Consider the following 15,797-nt stretch of genomic DNA (forward strand, 5'->3'; position numbering starts at 1 on the left):
CCGGCGCCCCGCCGGCGCCCCTGCCCCGGGCCCCCCACGGCGGGGTCGAGACCCGGTGACCGGCGCAGGGCCGTAGGAACGCTCACCGGGTCTCGACGACGCTCGCCAAGGCTCGCTGCTCGACCGACGGAGACGGACGCTCGCCAAGGCTCGCTGCTCGACCGACGGAGACGGACGCTCGCCAGGGCTCGCTGCTCGACCGACGGAGACGGACGCTCGCCAAGGCTCGCTGCTCGACCGACGCAGACGGACGCTCGCCAGGGCTCGCTGCTCGACCGACGCAGGACGCCGGCCCGGTCCCGAGGGACCGAGCCGGCGTCCGGCGGTGGTTGGAGGTCAGCCGTTGACGCGGGTGGTGTGGCCGGTGGGGCCACCCGGGGCGCCGTGGCACTGCTTGAACTTCTTGCCCGAGCCGCAGGGGCACTTGGTGTTGCGGCCGGTGCCGGCGAACTCGTCCTCCTCCTGCTCGACGCGGGTGGCCACCTCGGCCTCGCCGTCGACCGTCGGGGCAGAGTAGGCCAGCTGCTGCGGCCGCGACGGGGCGTCGAGGCCCTTGGCGCGGATCTGCGGGGCGTGCGGCTCGGCGACCGCGGCGGCACCGCCGACCTGGCCGACCGGGGACTGCAGACCCTCGGCGACCGACAGCGTCGGCGCCGGCTCCTCCTCGACCTGGACCTCGAGGTTGAACAGGAAGCCGACGGCCTCCTCCTTGATCCCGTCCATCATCGCGGCGAACATGTCGAAGCCCTCGCGCTGGTACTCCACGAGCGGGTCGCGCTGGGAGTAGGCCCGCAGGTAGATGCCCTCGCGCAGGTAGTCCATCTCGTAGAGGTGCTCGCGCCACTTGCGGTCGAGCACCGAGAGCAGGACGCGCCGCTCGAGCTCGCGCATGACCTCGGCGCCGTTCTCCGCCTCGCGCCGGTCGTACGCCGCGTGGGCGTCCTCGCGGAGCAGCTTGACCAGGTCGTCGCGGTCGAGGACGGCCTTGCCGCCGGCGTCGGCCGCCACCTGCTCGTGGTCGAGGGAGATCGGCCACAGCTGACCGAGGTCGGTCCACAGCTGCTCGAGGTCCCACTCCTCGGCGAAGTCGGCGAGCGAGCCGGCGACGTACCCCTCGACGACGTCGTCGATGAAGGTCCGGATCTGCTGCTGCAGGTCCGCGCCCTCGAGGACCGCGCGACGCTCGGTGTAGATCACCTTGCGCTGGCGGTCCATGACGTCGTCGTACTTCAGGACGTTCTTGCGGGACTCGAAGTTCTGCGACTCGACCTGGCCCTGGGCGTTGGCGATCGCGTTCGTGACCCGCTTGTTCTCGATCGGGACGTCGTCGGGGATCTTCAGGACCTGGAGGACCCGGTCGACCCACTCGGACTTGAACAGCCGCATGAGCTCGTCCTGCAGCGAGAGGTAGAACCGGGACTCGCCCGGGTCGCCCTGACGGCCGGAGCGACCCCGCAGCTGGTTGTCGATGCGGCGGGACTCGTGCCGCTCGGTGCCGATGACGTAGAGGCCGCCGAGCTCCTTGACCTCGTCGTGCTCGTTCCCGACCTGGGCCTTGATCCGCTCGAGGGTCTCGGGCCACGCGGCGTCGTACTCCTCCGCGGTCTCCCCGGCCGGCTCCAGGCCGCGCTTGCGCAGCTCCTGGTCGGCGAGGAACTCCACGGAGCCACCGAGCATGATGTCGGTGCCTCGACCGGCCATGTTGGTGGCCACGGTGACCGCGCCCTTGTGACCGGCCATCGCGACGATCTTGGCCTCGTCGGCGTGGACCTTGGCGTTCAGGACGGTGTGCGGGATGCCGCGGCGCTTGAGCTTCTCGGAGAGGTGCTCGGACTTCTCGACCGAGACGGTGCCGACGAGGATCGGCTGGCCCTTCTCGTTGCGCGCGGCGATGTCCTCCACGACCGCGTCGTACTTCGCCTCCTCGGTCCGGTAGACGAGGTCGGGCTGGTCGATGCGGGCCATCGGCTTGTTGGTCGGGATCGGGACCACGCCGAGCTTGTAGATCTTGTCGAACTCGCTGGCCTCGGTCATCGCCGTGCCGGTCATGCCGGAGAGCTTCTCGTAGAGGCGGAAGTAGTTCTGCAGCGTGACGGTGGCGAGGGTCTGGTACTCCTCGCGGACCTGCACGCCCTCCTTGGCCTCGATCGCCTGGTGCAGGCCGTCGTTGTAGCGACGGCCGGCCAGCATGCGGCCGGTGTGCTCGTCGACGATCAGGACCTCGCCGCCCTGGACGACGTACTCCTTGTCGCGGCGGAACAGCTCCTTGGCCTTCACGCAGTTGTTCATGAAGGAGATGAGCGAGGTGTTGACCGACTCGTAGAGGTTCTCGATGCCGAGGTGGTCCTCCACCTTGGTGATGCCCGGCTCGAGGACCGAGATGGTTCGCTTCTTCTCGTCGACCTCGTAGTCGACGTCCTTCTGCAGCTTGCGCGCGATCTTGGCGAACTCGGCGTACCACTTGACCTCGTCCTGGGTCGGACCGCTGATGATCAGCGGGGTCCGGGCCTCGTCGATGAGGATCGAGTCGACCTCGTCGACGACGGCGAAGTTGTGGCCGCGCTGGACGCAGTCCTCCAGGGCGGAGGCCATGTTGTCGCGCAGGTAGTCGAAGCCGAGCTCGTTGTTGGTGCCGTAGGTGATGTCGCAGGCGTACGCCGCGCGCCGCTCGGCCGGGCGCATCTCCGGCAGGATCACGCCGGTCGTCAGCCCGAGGAAGGCGTGGATGCGGCCCATCATCTCGGCCTGGTACTTGGCCAGGTAGTCGTTGACGGTGACGACGTGGACGCCCTTGCCCGACAGGGCATTGAGGTACGACGGCAGGGTCGCGACCAGCGTCTTGCCCTCACCGGTCTTCATCTCGGCGATGTTGCCGAGGTGCAGCGCCGCGCCACCCATGACCTGGACGTCGTAGTGGCGCTGGCCGATGACGCGCTTGGCGGCCTCGCGGACCGTCGCGAAGGCCTCCGGCATCAGGTCGTCGAGCGACTCCCCGTTCTCGTGGCGCTGCTTCAGCTCGCCGGTCATCGCCTGGAGCTGCTCGTCGGTCATCGCGACGAAGTCGTCCTCGATGGCGTTGACGGCCTTGGCGATGGTCTCCAGCTGGCGCAGGATCTTGCCCTCGCCGATGCGGAGGAGCTTGTCGAGGATCACGGGCACGGGGGTACAACTCCTAAGCGGTGGGAAGCCGAACGGGCGGCGCCGCCACTCTACCGAGCGGGTCGAGCCGTCCCTAACCGGAACGGAGCAGATCCTCGAGGGGCGGCGCGAGGTCGCCGCGGGGCTCGACCACGACCGGCTCGTCGGCGTCGAGCCCCAGCCAGCCGGCCAGCCGGCGGAGCTCGACCACGAGCTCGGGCGCCGTCTGCGGCGGCGCGTCGGGCTCGGCGTACGCCCCGCGCACGAGGAGCCGGCGGGCCGCGCGGTCCGCCTTGAGGTCCACGCGGGCGACCAGCCGGTCGCCGAGCAGGAACGGCAGCACGTAGTAGCCGTGCACCCGCTTCTCGGCCGGCACGTAGATCTCGATGCGGTAGCGGAACCCGAAGAGCCGCTCGGTGCGCTCGCGCTCCCACACGACCGGGTCGAAGGGGCTCAGCAGCGCGCGGGCGTCGACCCGGCGGGGGCGCCGCGCGTCGCGGTGGAGGTACGCCGGCCGGTCCCACCCCTCGACGCGGGCGGGGAGCAGCTCGCCGGCCTCGACCAGCTCACCCACCGCCCGCCGGGTCTCCTCGACGCCCATCCGGTAGTAGTCGCGCAGGCACGGCGCGGTCGCCACCCCGTGCGAGCGGGCGGCCCGGCGGACCAGCTCGCGGGCGGCCTCCTCCGGCGACGGGGTGGGGAGCGCCAGGACCTCCGGCGGCAGCACCCGCTCGGGCACGTCGTACACCGGCTCGAACGACGGCGTCCGGCCGGCGATCGCGAGGTCACCGGTCATGTAGAGCAGGTCGAGCGCCTTGCGGGCCTCCGACCAGTTCCAGCCCCAGTGGTCCTTGCGCCGCGGCGCCCCGTCGTCGAGCTGCCGGGCCGTCGACGCGCCACGCGCGCGGACCTCGGCGAGCAGCGAGGCGCTGAGCTCCTCGGGGACGCCGCGCCACCACTTGCCGCGGGCCTCGCGGTAGGCCGTCATCCGGTGCTGCATGTGCGGCCACAGCTCCACCGGCATGAACGCCTGCACGTGCGCCCAGTACTCCACCACCCGCCGCGGCCGCCGCTCCGCCGCCCGCTGCAGCAGGCCGGTGTCGTAGGGCCCCATCCGGGAGTAGAGCGGCACGTAGTGCGCCCGCTGCAGCACGTTGACCGAGTCGACCTGGAGCACGCCGGTGCGCTCGAGCGTCCGCGCGAAGGTCCGCATCGTCGGAGCGGTGTGCCGCGGGTCGAGGAAGCCCTGCGCCGCCAGCGCCACGCGGCGCGCCTGCGCCCGGGAGAGGTGCTCGGTCACGGGAGGCAGGCTAGGCCCGCCCGCCGACGTCGTCCGGACCGGCAGCGCTGCAGGAGTCCCCGGTTCACCGGGGACTCCTGCACATATCGGGGCAGATCTCCCCTGGTAGGTGCAGGAGTCGCGTCGATCGCGTGACCGGTGTGACTCGTGGGGCAACGGGGGCCGGCACGCACCACGGGGTCGGGTCGTGTGCCCCAGGACGCGGGCCGGCGCGTCGCCGGGCACACGACTCGGGCGACACCCGCCGGAGCTGGCCCGGCCGGCCTCACGGGTGGCAGGACACCTCTCCCCCGGCCGCCGCCGCGCCGGAGGCCGAGCAGCGGGAGGGGTACGCCGCGCAGGGCGGGGCCGGAGGCGGACGACGGGCGGGCAGGCCCGGTCGTGGTCGGGCCTGGCGGGCCGGAGCGAGGACCAAGCGCGCGGCCGCAGAGCGACGCGGGAGCCGACCACCCGCCCGCCGCAGCCCGACGCAGGCGGGGTTGCGGTCGGCGTCGCTCCCACCGGGTCTCGACCGGCCGGTCGCGACCTCGTTCCTCGGTCGCGCGGCCTGCTCGACCTTCCCTGCTGCTCGTCGACCGTCCTCGTTCCTCGGACGGTCTACGGCAGGTCCAGCAGCTTCTCCTTGACGGCGTACATCACGGCCTCCATCCGGGAGTGCAGCTGCAGCTTCTCGAGGATGTTGCGGACGTGGTTCTTGACGGTGTTCTCGGAGATGAACAGGTCCTTGGCGATCTCGCGGTTGTTCATCCCCTTGGCCACCAGCCGCAGCACCTCGAGCTCGCGCTCGGTCAGCCGCAGGCCGGGGACGTGCTCGCGCTCGGGGCGCGACATCTGCTTGAACTCGTCGATCAGCTTGACCGCCATCGAGGGGCTGATCAGCGACTGGCCGTCGGCGACCACGCGAACCGCCTGGGCGACCTCCTCGATCGAGGAGTCCTTGAGCAGGTAGCCCGAGGCGCCGGACTTGACCGCCTCGTAGAGGTCGGCCTCCTCGTCGGAGACCGTCAGCATGATGATCTTGGCCGAGGGGACGGCCTCCTTGATCGCGCGGCACGCCTCGATGCCGGTGCGCTTGGGCATCCGGATGTCGAGCAGCACCACGTCGGGCGCGGCACTCGAGGCGAGGGTGGTGCCCTCGATGCCGTCGCCGGCCTCGCCGACGACCTCGATGCCCTCCTCGACGGTGAGCAGCATCGTCAGTCCCCGTCGGAAGAGCTCCTGGTCGTCGACCACCAGCACCCGGATCGGTTCCGCGGCCGCGCCGGCTGCGTCCGTGCTCTGTTCCGCCACCGGGGCATCATGGCACGGGTGGGCCGGGGGTGGGCCGCGTCCGGGTGGTGGTCTGGTGGCCCGGACGTACCCGGACACGGCAGCGGGGTGGCCCGTCCGGACCACCCCGCCGTACGCCGTGCGCGTCGCGCGCCGTGGGGCTAGCCCTCCGCCCCGAGGTCCAGCGAGATCACGCCGTAGTCGTAGCCGCGGCGCCGGTAGACCACCGAGGGCCGCTCGCTCTCCTTGTCGACGAACAGGTAGAAGTCGTGGCCGACCAGCTCCATCTCGTAGAGGGCCTGGTCGAGCGTCATGGGACTGGCGGGGTGCGTCTTCTCGCGGACGACCAGGGGCCCGTCGCCCATGACGGCGATCGGTCCGACCTTGCGCTCGAGGGTCTCCTCGGGCTCGGCGGCGTCCGCGACGCCGGCCGAGCCGTCGACCAGGCCGTCGACCTCCACGTCGGCCAGCGCCTGGCCGACCGAGACCGGGGTCTTCTGGCCGCGGTGCACGCGTCGGCGGTCGGAGGCGCGGCGCATCTGCGCGGCCATCTTGTCGACGGCGACGTCCAGGGCTCCCATCTTGTCGTCGGCGGCGGCCTCGGCCCGGATCACCGGGCCCTTGGAGAACGCGGTGAGCTCGACGTGGACCGCCCGGTCGTGCTGGCGCGGGTTCGGCTCGCAGTCGACCTCGACGTGCACCCGCATGATGCGGTGGTCGTGCTTCTCCAGCCGGGACAGCTTGTCCGCCGCGTGCTCCCGGAACCGGTCCGAGATCTCGCAGTGGCGACCTGTGACGACAACTTCCATGTCTACCTCCTGGTGACAGTTGGTTGCTTCAGCCCTCTCGCGCGCCCTCCTGCGGGCAGCGCGACATGCACGACCGGTGCGCCCGGGTGGGCGCGCCGGACGTGGCACGCGTGGGAGGAGTCCGTCCGGCCGACCTGGTCTTCGACCCCACAACCGCCTGCTGGGGCTTCCGCAGCTTCTCCGCCACTACCGGCCCTCTCCCGCCGTCGGCCACATCTGGTGACCGGGGCGAGGCAGGTCTTACCTCTAAGCCGCACCGTGATCGACGCACCCGGGGCAGCGCCCCGGACGACGTCTTACGTGGACCGTTTCGCCTGCGACTGGCATCGGCTAGCCGACCGGTCCGGGCCCTCGTCGGGACCCGCACCGAGACGGTGCAACCACGGACCCGGACGGACTCCATGCACAGACGTTAGACCGTGGCCCAAGTCACGGGAAGAGGACCCCTGCCCCACCGGCCACCGGTCCGGTCACCCCTCGGTCGCCTCCGGCGGGAATCGCCGGCGTGTCGCGGCGACTGCGGCGACGGCCGCCACGTGCAGGCCGACCGCCTGCAGCGCGCGCTGCGCCTCCCGCGCGGTCGCGCCGGTGGTCAGGACGTCGTCGCACACCACGACCGAGGCGTGCGAGCGGCGTCGACGCAGCCGCCGCAGGGCGGCGTCGGGGCAGGTCATCGAGCCGGCGAGGTTGGCGGCCCGGCCGGCCGCGTCGAGCCCGGCCTGGTCGACGACACCGGGCCGGGTGCGCAGGAGCCGGAGGGCCACCGCGTCGAACCCCGCGGCCCGCAGCCGGGCCGCGGCGCCCGCCGTCACGGCGTACGTCGGGTCGTGGCCGCGCTGGCGCACCGTCACCGGCCGCGACGGCACCGGCACGAGCACGACCGGTCCGCTCGGCACCCGGGCCGCGGCGGCCGCCCCGGCGGCGCCGGCGAGCAGGTCGGCCAGCGGGTGCCGCAGGCCGAGCAGGCGGCGCTCCTTGAGCCCCAGCACGAGGCTCCGCACGACACCGTCGTACGCCGCCGCCGCCCACGGCTCGACCAGGCCGGCCGGCGTCGGGTTCGGCCACGCGGGCGCGGCCTCGTCGGGCAGCCCGGCCCGGCAGTCGCCGCACAGCACCCGCCCCGGGCGCTCGCAGCCCGCGCAGCGGCCGCCGAGCAGCAGGTCGGCGGTGGCGTCGAGCAGGCTTCCCGTCCCCACCCGTCGAGCCTCCCGGGCGGGGCGCCGCCGGGCAACCGGGCCGGGCCGGCCTGTGGAGGAGCCTCAGCCGACGTACCGCACCGCTGCGACGCCGGCGGGCAGCGCGACGACGTCGCGGTTCTGGGAGGAGACGTCGACCAGGCCGGTGCGGGTCACCGCCCAGACGGTGCCGCTGGCGACCGGGGTGCCGGCGAGGCCGACGTACCGCCCGCGCAGCGTGGTGGCCGCCGACTCCGCGCCCGCTGGGGCGCCGTCGACCGAGAGGGTGCGGACCTCGAAGAGCTCGTCGGCGAGCCGGTGCAGCACCGCGACCGAGGTGGGGCTGCGCCAGCCGAGGTCGCGGACGCGGACGTCCTCGCCGCCGTCCCACCGCAGCCGCTGGGACGCGGAGGCCGACAGCAGGCGGTTCTGGTCGTAGCGGACACGGCTGACCCGGACCTGGTCGCCGGACGAGGTCCGCACGACCGCGACGACGCGCGAGCCGTCGCGGGAGACGATGAAGGAGCGGACGTCGGAGCCGCTGATGCCGGGCACCCGCAACGCCACCGGGTCCTCGTCGCCGGTGACCGTGGACACCCGGGCGCCCTGCGGCGTGCGGTCGACCAGCCACAGCCGGCCGCTGACGTCCCAGGCCGGGGGCAGCAGGTCGGTGGCGCCGCTGACGAGCGGCATGGTGGTCTCCTCCACGCCGCGCACCGGTGCCCGCAGGACCGAGCCGCCGCTCGCGGTCACCGCGGCCGCGGTGGTGCCGGAGAGGTCGACCGCGAAGGACCGGATGCCCGCGTCGCGGGTGCCGAACGGCCCGTCGGTGGGGTCGAGGGCGTCCGGGGCGCCGGAGACGAGCAGGCCGTCGCGCAGGCCGTAGAGCCGCCCGGTCGCCTGGTAGCCCGCCGGGTCGTACTCCGCGCCCTCGTCCACCCCGAACTCCGTGACCCCGCCGGGCAGCTGCACCGGCCGGCCGTCGATGGAGACCCGGAACCGCTCGATGGTCGGCACCTGGCGCAGCGTCCAGGCCAGCTGGGCGACGATCAGGCGGACCGCCTCGTCGGTCGGCGCCGGCGCGGACCCCGAGGCGTCGATGGCGATGTCGACGACGTCACCGACCGGCACGGAGAGCTCCACGCTCGACCCGGCCGGCAGGAACGTCGTCGCGACGCGGGAGAGCTCGGGCCCGGGCCCGCCGAGCAGCGCGGAGACCAGGTTGCTGACCAGCTGGTCGCCGCGCGGCACGAACGCCGGCTCCGGCACGAGGACGCGAGCGTTGGGGTCGAAGAAGTACAGCGCGACCCGCTGGTAGCGCTGCTCGAACCACGACTGCGGCACGACCAGGGCGTCGGGCGCCGAGGCGATGCGGTACTGCTCGTCGACCAGCTCGACGGGGAAGGACAGGATCTCGTCGTACGCCGGCAGCGGCCCGCGCCACCGGCCGGTGCCGTCGAGGCGCGCGGCGCCCACCAGGCTCACCGACACCCGCGAGCTGCCGCGCGGGGGCAGGAAGTCGTCGTAGGTGATGATCCCGTCCTTGGGGCTCCAGGACTCCTGGAAGTCCGGCGTGAGGTACTGCCGGGCCACCGAGGTGGTGATCGGGAAGGCCGTCATCGCGTCGAGGAACCGGTCGACGACCTCCGCCGGGGAGGCCCCGTCGGGCGGGGGCGGCGGGTCGAAGTAGTACTCCCCCGCCTCCTGGGCGTCACCGGAGCGGGCCCCGGTCTCGACCACGGGACCGTCCTCGGGCAGCGACACGCAGCCGGTCGCGCCGGCGAGGACGCCCAGCAGCGCCAGCAGCGCGGCGGTGGACCGCAGGCGGGTCACGACGTCGCCCCCGCGAGCCGCTCGCGGGCGTCGGCGGGCACCAGCGGCAGCGGGCTCTGCCGCAGCGGGGTCCCGGCGCGGCGCGGGAGGGTGACGCGGAACTGCGCGCCCTCGTCGGGCCGGCCCCAGGCCTGCAGCCAGCCGCCGTGCAGGTGGGTGTCCTCCAGCGAGATCGACAGCCCGAGGCCGGTGCCGCCGCTGGTGCGGGCGCGGGCGGGGTCGGCGCGCCAGAACCGGTTGAAGACCAGCGCGGACTCCCCCGGTGCCAGCCCCACGCCGTAGTCGCGGACGGCGATCGCGGCCGCGTGGTCGTCGCCGGCGACGTGGACGACGACGCGGGAGCGGCCGCGCTCCGGCGGGCCGGCGTGGTCGATGGCGTTGGTGACCAGGTTGCGCACGATGCGCTCCACGCGACGTACGTCGGCCTCCGCGAGGCACGGCCGGGCCGGCGCACGGACGACCAGGCTGACGCCGCGCTGCTCGGCGAGCGGGCGGTTGCGCTCGACGACCCGGTGGGCGACGTCGACGAGGTTGACGTCGTCGAGCTCGAGGACCGCGGCGCCGGCGTCGAAGCGGCTGATCTCGAGCAGGTCGACCAGCAGCGTCTCGAACCGGTCCAGCTCGGTCTGCAGCAGCTCGGCCGCGCGGGCGGTCACGGGGTCGAAGTCGGCCCGCGCGTCGAAGAGGACGTCGCCCGCCATCCGGACGGTGGTGAGCGGCGTGCGCAGCTCGTGGGAGACGTCGGAGACGAACCGGCGCTGCACCCGGCTGAGCTCCTCGAGCTGGCGGATCTGGCGCTGCAGGTTGCTGGCCATCTGGTTGAACGACAGCGCGAGGCGGGCCAGGTCGTCCTCGCCGGAGACCCGCACGCGCTCCTGGAGCCGGCCGGCGGCCAGCCGCTCGGCGACGCGGCGGGCGGCCCGGATCGGGGTGACGACCTGGCGGGTGACCAACCAGGTCATGCCCGCGACCAGGACGAGCAGCAGGCCACCGGCGGTCAGCAGCGCCCGGGTGACCAGCGCGAGGGTCTCGCGCTCCTCCTCGAGCGGGAAGAGGAAGTAGAGCGTCCGGGCCCGGCCGTCGGAGGGCAGCCGCACCTGGGAGCCGACCACGATCCCGGGCTCGGAGGCCACGCTGCCGTCCTCGGCGACGGTCCGGATCGGCGCGTAGGTCCAAGCCGTGTCGCTGCTCGCGGCGAAGTGGTCGAGCAGCGACCGCGGCACGCTGGAGGTGTCGAGCCCCGGCGTGTAGACGCTGCCGCCGGCCGCCAGCCCGGTCTCGCTGCTGTCCGGGCCGCCGAGGACGACGTCGAAGCCGCGGGTCTGGCCGCGGGCGATGATCGGGATGGCCAGCTCGGAGGCCTGGGTGCTGGCGTCGGTCTCGGTGCCGGGCACCGCGACCAGCCGCTCGAGGGCCTCCGCGGACTCGTTGTCGGCCTCCGCGACGACCGCGTCGACGCGGTTCTCCAGCAGCCCGTCGCGGGTCTGCTGCAGCAGGAACCACCCGACGACGCTCACCACGACCGCGGAGAGCACCAGGGTGGAGGCGACCACCCGGGCCTGGATGGACCGGCGCCAGAACGTCAGGCCGCGTCGGACGGTGGTCCCGATGCTGCGCCGGGCCGACGGGCCGCGCTCAGGCGTTGCCGGCCTTGTACCCGACGCCACGGACGGTCACCACGATCTCGGGGTTCTCGGGGTCGTGCTCGACCTTGGAGCGCAGCCGCTGGACGTGCACGTTGACCAGCCGGGTGTCGGCGGCGTGGCGGTAGCCCCACACCTGCTCCAGCAGCACCTCGCGGCTGAAGACCTGCCACGGCTTGCGGGCCAGCGCCACGAGCAGGTCGAACTCGAGCGGGGTCAGGCTGATCGGCTGGCCGCCACGGGCCACCGCGTGGCCGGCCACGTCGATGACCAGGTCGCCGATGGTGAGCGTCTCGGCCTGCGAGGTCGCGTCGAAGCGGCGCACCCGGGCGCGGATGCGGGCGATGAGCTCCTTGGGCTTGAACGGCTTCACGACGTAGTCGTCGGCACCGGACTCCAGGCCGACGACGACGTCGACGGTGTCGCCCTTGGCGGTGAGCATCACGATCGGCACGCCGGACTCGGCGCGGATCTCCTTGCACACGTCGATGCCGTCGCGGCCGGGCAGCATCAGGTCGAGGAGCACGAGGTCGGGCCGGTAGTCGCGGAAGGCCGGGAGCGCCTCGTCGCCGCGGGTGACCATCCGGCTGTCGAAGCCCTCCTGGCGCAGCACGATGGTGAGCATCTCCGCCAGGGACGCGTCGTCGTCGACGACGAGGATCCGCCCCTTCGCGGTGAGGTCGTTCGCGGTGCCGGACTGGCTCATGACCTCAATCCTGCCAGCACGACGCAGCAGCCCCCGACTCCTCGAGCCGGGGGCTGCTGCCGTGGTCCTGCCGCTGGCACCTCGGGCCGTCCGGTCGGGCGGCCCGCGTGCCGGGTGTCAGTAGCGGTACTGGTCGGACTTGTAGGGGCCCGCGACGTCGACGCCGAGGTAGGCGGCCTGCGAGTCCGACAGGGTGGTGAGCTTGACGCCGAGGGCGTCGAGGTGGAGGCGGGCGACCTCCTCGTCGAGGTGCTTGGGCAGCACGTAGACGCCGACCGGGTACTCCTCGGGCTTGGTGAACAGCTCGATCTGGGCCAGCACCTGGTTGGTGAAGGAGTTCGACATGACGAACGACGGGTGGCCGGTGGCGTTGCCGAGGTTCATCAGGCGGCCCTCGGACAGCACGATGATCGCGTTGCCCTCGCCCTCGGGGAAGGTCCATACGTCGACCTGCGGCTTGACGTTCTTGCGGACGACGCCGGGGTAGGTCTCGAGGCCGGCCATGTCGATCTCGTTGTCGAAGTGGCCGATGTTGCCGAGGATCGCGTTCTGCTTCATGCGACGCATCTGGTCCAGCGTCACGACGTCCTTGTTGCCGGTCGCCGTGATGATGATGTCGGCGGTCTCGACGACCTCGTCGAGGGTGGAGACCTGGTAGCCGTCCATGGCCGCCTGCAGCGCGCAGATCGGGTCGATCTCGGTGACGATGACGCGGGCGCCCTGGCCGCGCAGCGACTCCGCGCAGCCCTTGCCGACGTCGCCGTAGCCGCAGACCACCGCGACCTTGCCGCCCATGAGGACGTCGGTGGCGCGGTTGATGCCGTCGATGAGCGAGTGGCGGCAGCCGTACTTGTTGTCGAACTTCGACTTGGTGACCGAGTCGTTGACGTTGATCGCCGGGACGAGGAGCGAGCCCTCGCGCATCATGTCGTAGAGGCGGAGCACACCGGTGGTGGTCTCCTCGGTGACGCCCTTGATCTCCGCGGCGATCTGGGTCCAGCGGTCCTGGCTCTCGGCCAGGGACTTGTTCAGCGCCTCGAAGATGATCCGCTGCTCGGTGCTGGTGGCGGTCGCCGGGTCCGGCGCCTCACCCTTCTTCTCCGCCTCGACGCCGAGGTGGACGAAGAGGGTGGCGTCGCCGCCGTCGTCGAGGATCATGTTGGCGAAGCGCTTCTCGCCGTCCACGTCGGGCCACTGCAGGATCTGCTGGGTGCACCACCAGTACTCCTCGAGGGTCTCGCCCTTCCAGGCGAAGACCGGGACGCCCTGGGGGTCCTCGGGGGTGCCGTTCGGGCCCACCGCGATGGCGGCCGCCGCGTGGTCCTGGGTGGAGAAGATGTTGCACGACGCCCACCGCACCTCGGCACCGAGCGCGACGAGCGTCTCGATGAGCACCGCGGTCTGGATGGTCATGTGCAGGGAGCCGGCGATGCGCGCGCCCGCCAGGGGCTGCTCCGCGGCGTACCGCTCGCGCATGGCCATCAGGCCGGGCATCTCGTGCTCGGCGAGCTGGATCTCGGTGCGGCCGAAGTCGGCCAGGCTGAGGTCGGCGACCTTGTGGTCCATGGGTGCTCCTGGGAGTGCGGTGGACATCTCCTCGAGAGTAGGACGCAGGCGCGCCGAGGCGGCAATCCTCGCGACCCCCGCTCCCGCGGGGCTCAGGGGCGCTCGTCGGGGGCCGCCGCCGCGGCGGCGGCGCGCGCGTGCAGGTCGTCGAGGCGTACGCCGGCCGCGACCGCGTCCCCCAGCCGCCGGCGCAGCGGGGCGAGCACCGCGTCGTCCGCGCCCGCCTCGGCGGCCGTGCCGAGGTTGCCGGCGAGGTTGACCGCGCCGGACCGCGCGGCGGCGGCCAGCGCGGCCGCGGCGACCGCCACGTCGGCGACCAGCGGCGGGTTGCCGTCGGTGAGCAGCCGCGCCAGCAGCGGCACGGCGTCGGTCGCGACGTCGACGACCTCGGCGCTGGTGCCGGCCGCGGCGACCGCGGCGTCGGCGAGGTCCGCGCCGCCCGAGCGCCACGCGGCGACCAGCCGGGCCGACGCCGCGGCGTCGCGGGCCACCAGGTCGAGCGCGCGGTCCCGGAGGCCGCGGGCGGCCGGGCCGACGTCGGTCACCGGCTCCGCGCCCGGTCGCGCCGGGTAGCCCGCCACCATCTCGGCCAGCGCCGCGCCCAGCCCGAGCATCACCGCCGCCGCGGCGCCCCCGCCCGGGTCGGGGCCGGCCGTCGCCAGCCGTCCCAGCCAGGTGGCCAGGCCCTCGTCGGTCATCGGTCCTCCTGCGTCGTTCCTCGGGGTCGGCGCCCGAGGGGGTCGGCCGGCACCCGAGCCGTCACGCCGGCGAAACACACCGCTCCTAGCGTGACGCCCAGCCGGGCACCGGTCCGGGGACGAGGAGGCGCCGTGCCGACGTGGCCGCTGCGGGGCGACGCCCCGGTCGAGGACCGGCTGCGTCCGGGCAGCCGCCGCCCGCGGGCCGCCGCGCTCGCGGGCGCGCTCGCCGAGGGGCGGCCGCCCGCACCGGCCGTGCTGCTCGGGGACGGGCCGCCGCCGACCGGGCCGACCGTCGTCCTCCGCGCCGCGGAGGCCCGCGAGGCCGGCGAGGACGTCTGGTGCCGGATCGCCGTGCACGACCGGAACCGGGTCGCGGTCGAGGGCGACCTGGCGGCGCTGGCCGACCTCGACGTCGCGGCCGTGGTGGTCGACGCCGACCCGCCTCCGGGGCGGGTGCTCGACCTGGCCCCGATCGAGGTGGCCCGGCTGGCGACGTACGCCGGGCTCGTGGTGCTGGTGGCCGGACCGGTGGGCGAGCCGGAGCGCTGGCGGCGGGCGGGCGCGTGCGGGCTGCTCGTCGGGACGCCCGACCGGCCCCGCGCGGTGGCCCTGTGAGCGGGGTGGGCGCCGTGGGCACCGCCGCGTGCCCCAAGCGGATGACCTACGGACCCTGCGGCGGGGTCGGTGCCGACGGCGGCTGCGAGGTCGCGCCGGAGCCGTGCGTGTTCCTGCCCCGGCCGCTGCCGGTCCGGTGGTCCGGCGACGGCACGCCGCTCGAGGAGCCCCGCACCCGGGCCGGGCGGGAGGTGCTGGAGGTGATGGCCCGGCGGCCGCTCGTCGTGTCCGGGTTCCCGGCGGCGCCGATGAGCCGCGACTCGGTCCGCGCGTGCGCGGAGGCGCTGCGGGGCTCGACCGACTGCGTGCTGGCCGGCGACTCGGGGCGCGCCCGGGTCCAGTTCCCGCCGGCCTACCGCGCCCGGCTCATGGCCGCCGAGGGCCTGCGCGTGTGGTCCGGCGTGAACTGCCGCGACCGTGACCGCGACGCCCTCGACCGGGAGCTGGCGTCGCTGCGCGAGGTCGGGGTCGCCGGCGTGCACTGCGTGACCGGCGACCACACCGGCTCCGGCGACCGGCCCGACGCGACGCCCGTCTTCGACCTCGAGGCCACCACGCTGCTCCCCCGCGCCCGGCGGGCCGGGCTGCTGACTTCCTTCGCCGAGAGCCCCGCCGCGCCTCCGGTGCGGCACCGGCCCGCGCGGGTAGCCGAGAAGGTGCGGGCCGGGGGCCGGCTGTGCTGGTTGCAGTACTGCGGCGAGGTCGAGGACGTCGAGGCGTTCGCCGCCGCGACCGCGGCGGCCGCGGGGGCGCCCGTCCCCGTGCTGCCCGGGGTCCCGCTGGTCGTCGACCGGGCCGGGGCGCTGCTGCTGGCGGACTTCGCGGCCGCCGTGCTGCCGGAGGGGTACGTCGAGCGGGTGCTCGAGGCGCGTGACCCCGAGGTCGTGGGGGTGCAGGTGGCGGTCGAGCTCGGCACGCGCCTGCTCGGTGCGTCCGGCGTCGCGGGGGTGGTGGTCGCGGGCGGTGCCGGGCCCGGACGCGAGGTCGCCTTCGCACGAGCCCTCGCGACGGTGACCCGCGAGCTCGGCGGCGGGTCCTAGCG

12 protein-coding genes are annotated in these 15,797 nt (G+C 74.0%); 2 read left to right on the forward strand and 10 right to left on the reverse strand.

Translation table 11 applies throughout. The annotated features are described in order from the left end of the window. Window positions 1-336: 336 nt before the first annotated feature. The 10 genes from secA to QWY28_RS18675 all read right to left on the reverse strand — a co-directional run bounded on the left by secA (window position 337) and on the right by QWY28_RS18675 (window position 14,137). A complete protein-coding gene (gene secA, locus QWY28_RS18630; protein ID WP_300954095.1) occupies window positions 337-3,159 on the reverse strand; it encodes a preprotein translocase subunit SecA in 2,823 nt (940 codons plus the stop codon). Window positions 3,160-3,232: 73 nt separating this feature from the next. Further along, window positions 3,233-4,447, reverse strand: coding sequence for a winged helix-turn-helix domain-containing protein (locus tag QWY28_RS18635; protein ID WP_439117268.1), 1,215 nt, complete (start codon window positions 4,445-4,447; stop codon window positions 3,233-3,235). A 588-nt stretch (window positions 4,448-5,035) separates the two neighbouring features. Beyond that, entirely contained in the window at window positions 5,036-5,728 is a 693-nt protein-coding gene (locus QWY28_RS18640; RefSeq protein WP_300954097.1) for a response regulator, read from the reverse strand. Between the two features lie 140 nt (window positions 5,729-5,868). Then, window positions 5,869-6,516, reverse strand: a complete 648-nt coding sequence (gene hpf / locus QWY28_RS18645) for a ribosome hibernation-promoting factor, HPF/YfiA family (protein ID WP_300954098.1) — start codon at window positions 6,514-6,516, stop codon at window positions 5,869-5,871. Window positions 6,517-6,986: 470 nt separating this feature from the next. Continuing rightward, window positions 6,987-7,712, reverse strand: coding sequence for a ComF family protein (locus QWY28_RS18650; RefSeq protein WP_300954099.1), 726 nt, complete (start codon window positions 7,710-7,712; stop codon window positions 6,987-6,989). Window positions 7,713-7,775: 63 nt separating this feature from the next. Further along, a complete protein-coding gene (locus tag QWY28_RS18655; RefSeq protein ID WP_300954101.1) occupies window positions 7,776-9,524 on the reverse strand; it encodes an LpqB family beta-propeller domain-containing protein in 1,749 nt (582 codons plus the stop codon). Further along, on the reverse strand, window positions 9,521-11,191 hold the full coding sequence (mtrB, locus tag QWY28_RS18660) for an MtrAB system histidine kinase MtrB (RefSeq protein ID WP_439117267.1): 1,671 nt from the start codon (window positions 11,189-11,191) through the stop codon (window positions 9,521-9,523). Before mtrB ends, QWY28_RS18655 begins: the two co-directional genes overlap by 4 nt. Continuing rightward, complete coding sequence (mtrA, locus tag QWY28_RS18665) at window positions 11,160-11,873, reverse strand: MtrAB system response regulator MtrA (protein WP_300954102.1); 714 nt, start codon at window positions 11,871-11,873, stop codon at window positions 11,160-11,162. The genes mtrB and mtrA overlap by 32 nt, the downstream gene beginning before the upstream one ends. 117 nt (window positions 11,874-11,990) lie before the next feature. Next, on the reverse strand, window positions 11,991-13,439 hold the full coding sequence (ahcY, locus tag QWY28_RS18670) for an adenosylhomocysteinase (RefSeq protein ID WP_439117269.1): 1,449 nt from the start codon (window positions 13,437-13,439) through the stop codon (window positions 11,991-11,993). 92 nt (window positions 13,440-13,531) lie between these two features. Then, entirely contained in the window at window positions 13,532-14,137 is a 606-nt protein-coding gene (locus QWY28_RS18675; protein ID WP_300954104.1) for a cyclodeaminase/cyclohydrolase family protein, read from the reverse strand. Between the two features lie 132 nt (window positions 14,138-14,269). Here QWY28_RS18675 and QWY28_RS18680 point away from each other — a divergent pair, with 132 nt between their 5' ends. Both QWY28_RS18680 and QWY28_RS18685 read left to right on the forward strand, forming a co-directional pair. Continuing rightward, complete coding sequence (locus QWY28_RS18680) at window positions 14,270-14,755, forward strand: hypothetical protein (protein ID WP_300954106.1); 486 nt, start codon at window positions 14,270-14,272, stop codon at window positions 14,753-14,755. Between the two features lie 14 nt (window positions 14,756-14,769). Further along, the gene (locus QWY28_RS18685) at window positions 14,770-15,795 is read left to right on the forward strand and encodes a methylenetetrahydrofolate reductase C-terminal domain-containing protein (protein ID WP_300954107.1); all 1,026 of its coding nucleotides are present in this window, start codon (window positions 14,770-14,772) and stop codon (window positions 15,793-15,795) included. Window positions 15,796-15,797 lie beyond the last annotated feature (2 nt).

It is taken from the genome of Nocardioides oceani (assembly GCF_030412965.1).
Taxonomy (GTDB): domain Bacteria; phylum Actinomycetota; class Actinomycetes; order Propionibacteriales; family Nocardioidaceae; genus Nocardioides; species Nocardioides oceani.

Excerpts from the sequence above, each read along its gene's own strand:
- hpf (WP_300954098.1), bottom strand. The coding sequence starts at position 6,516 with ATGGAAGTTGTCGTCACAGGTCGCCACTGCGAGATCTCGGACCGGTTC.
- mtrA (WP_300954102.1), bottom strand. The coding sequence starts at position 11,873 with ATGAGCCAGTCCGGCACCGCGAACGACCTCACCGCGAAGGGGCGGATC.
- ahcY (WP_439117269.1), bottom strand. The coding sequence starts at position 13,439 with ATGGACCACAAGGTCGCCGACCTCAGCCTGGCCGACTTCGGCCGCACC.
- QWY28_RS18675 (WP_300954104.1), bottom strand. The coding sequence starts at position 14,137 with ATGACCGACGAGGGCCTGGCCACCTGGCTGGGACGGCTGGCGACGGCC.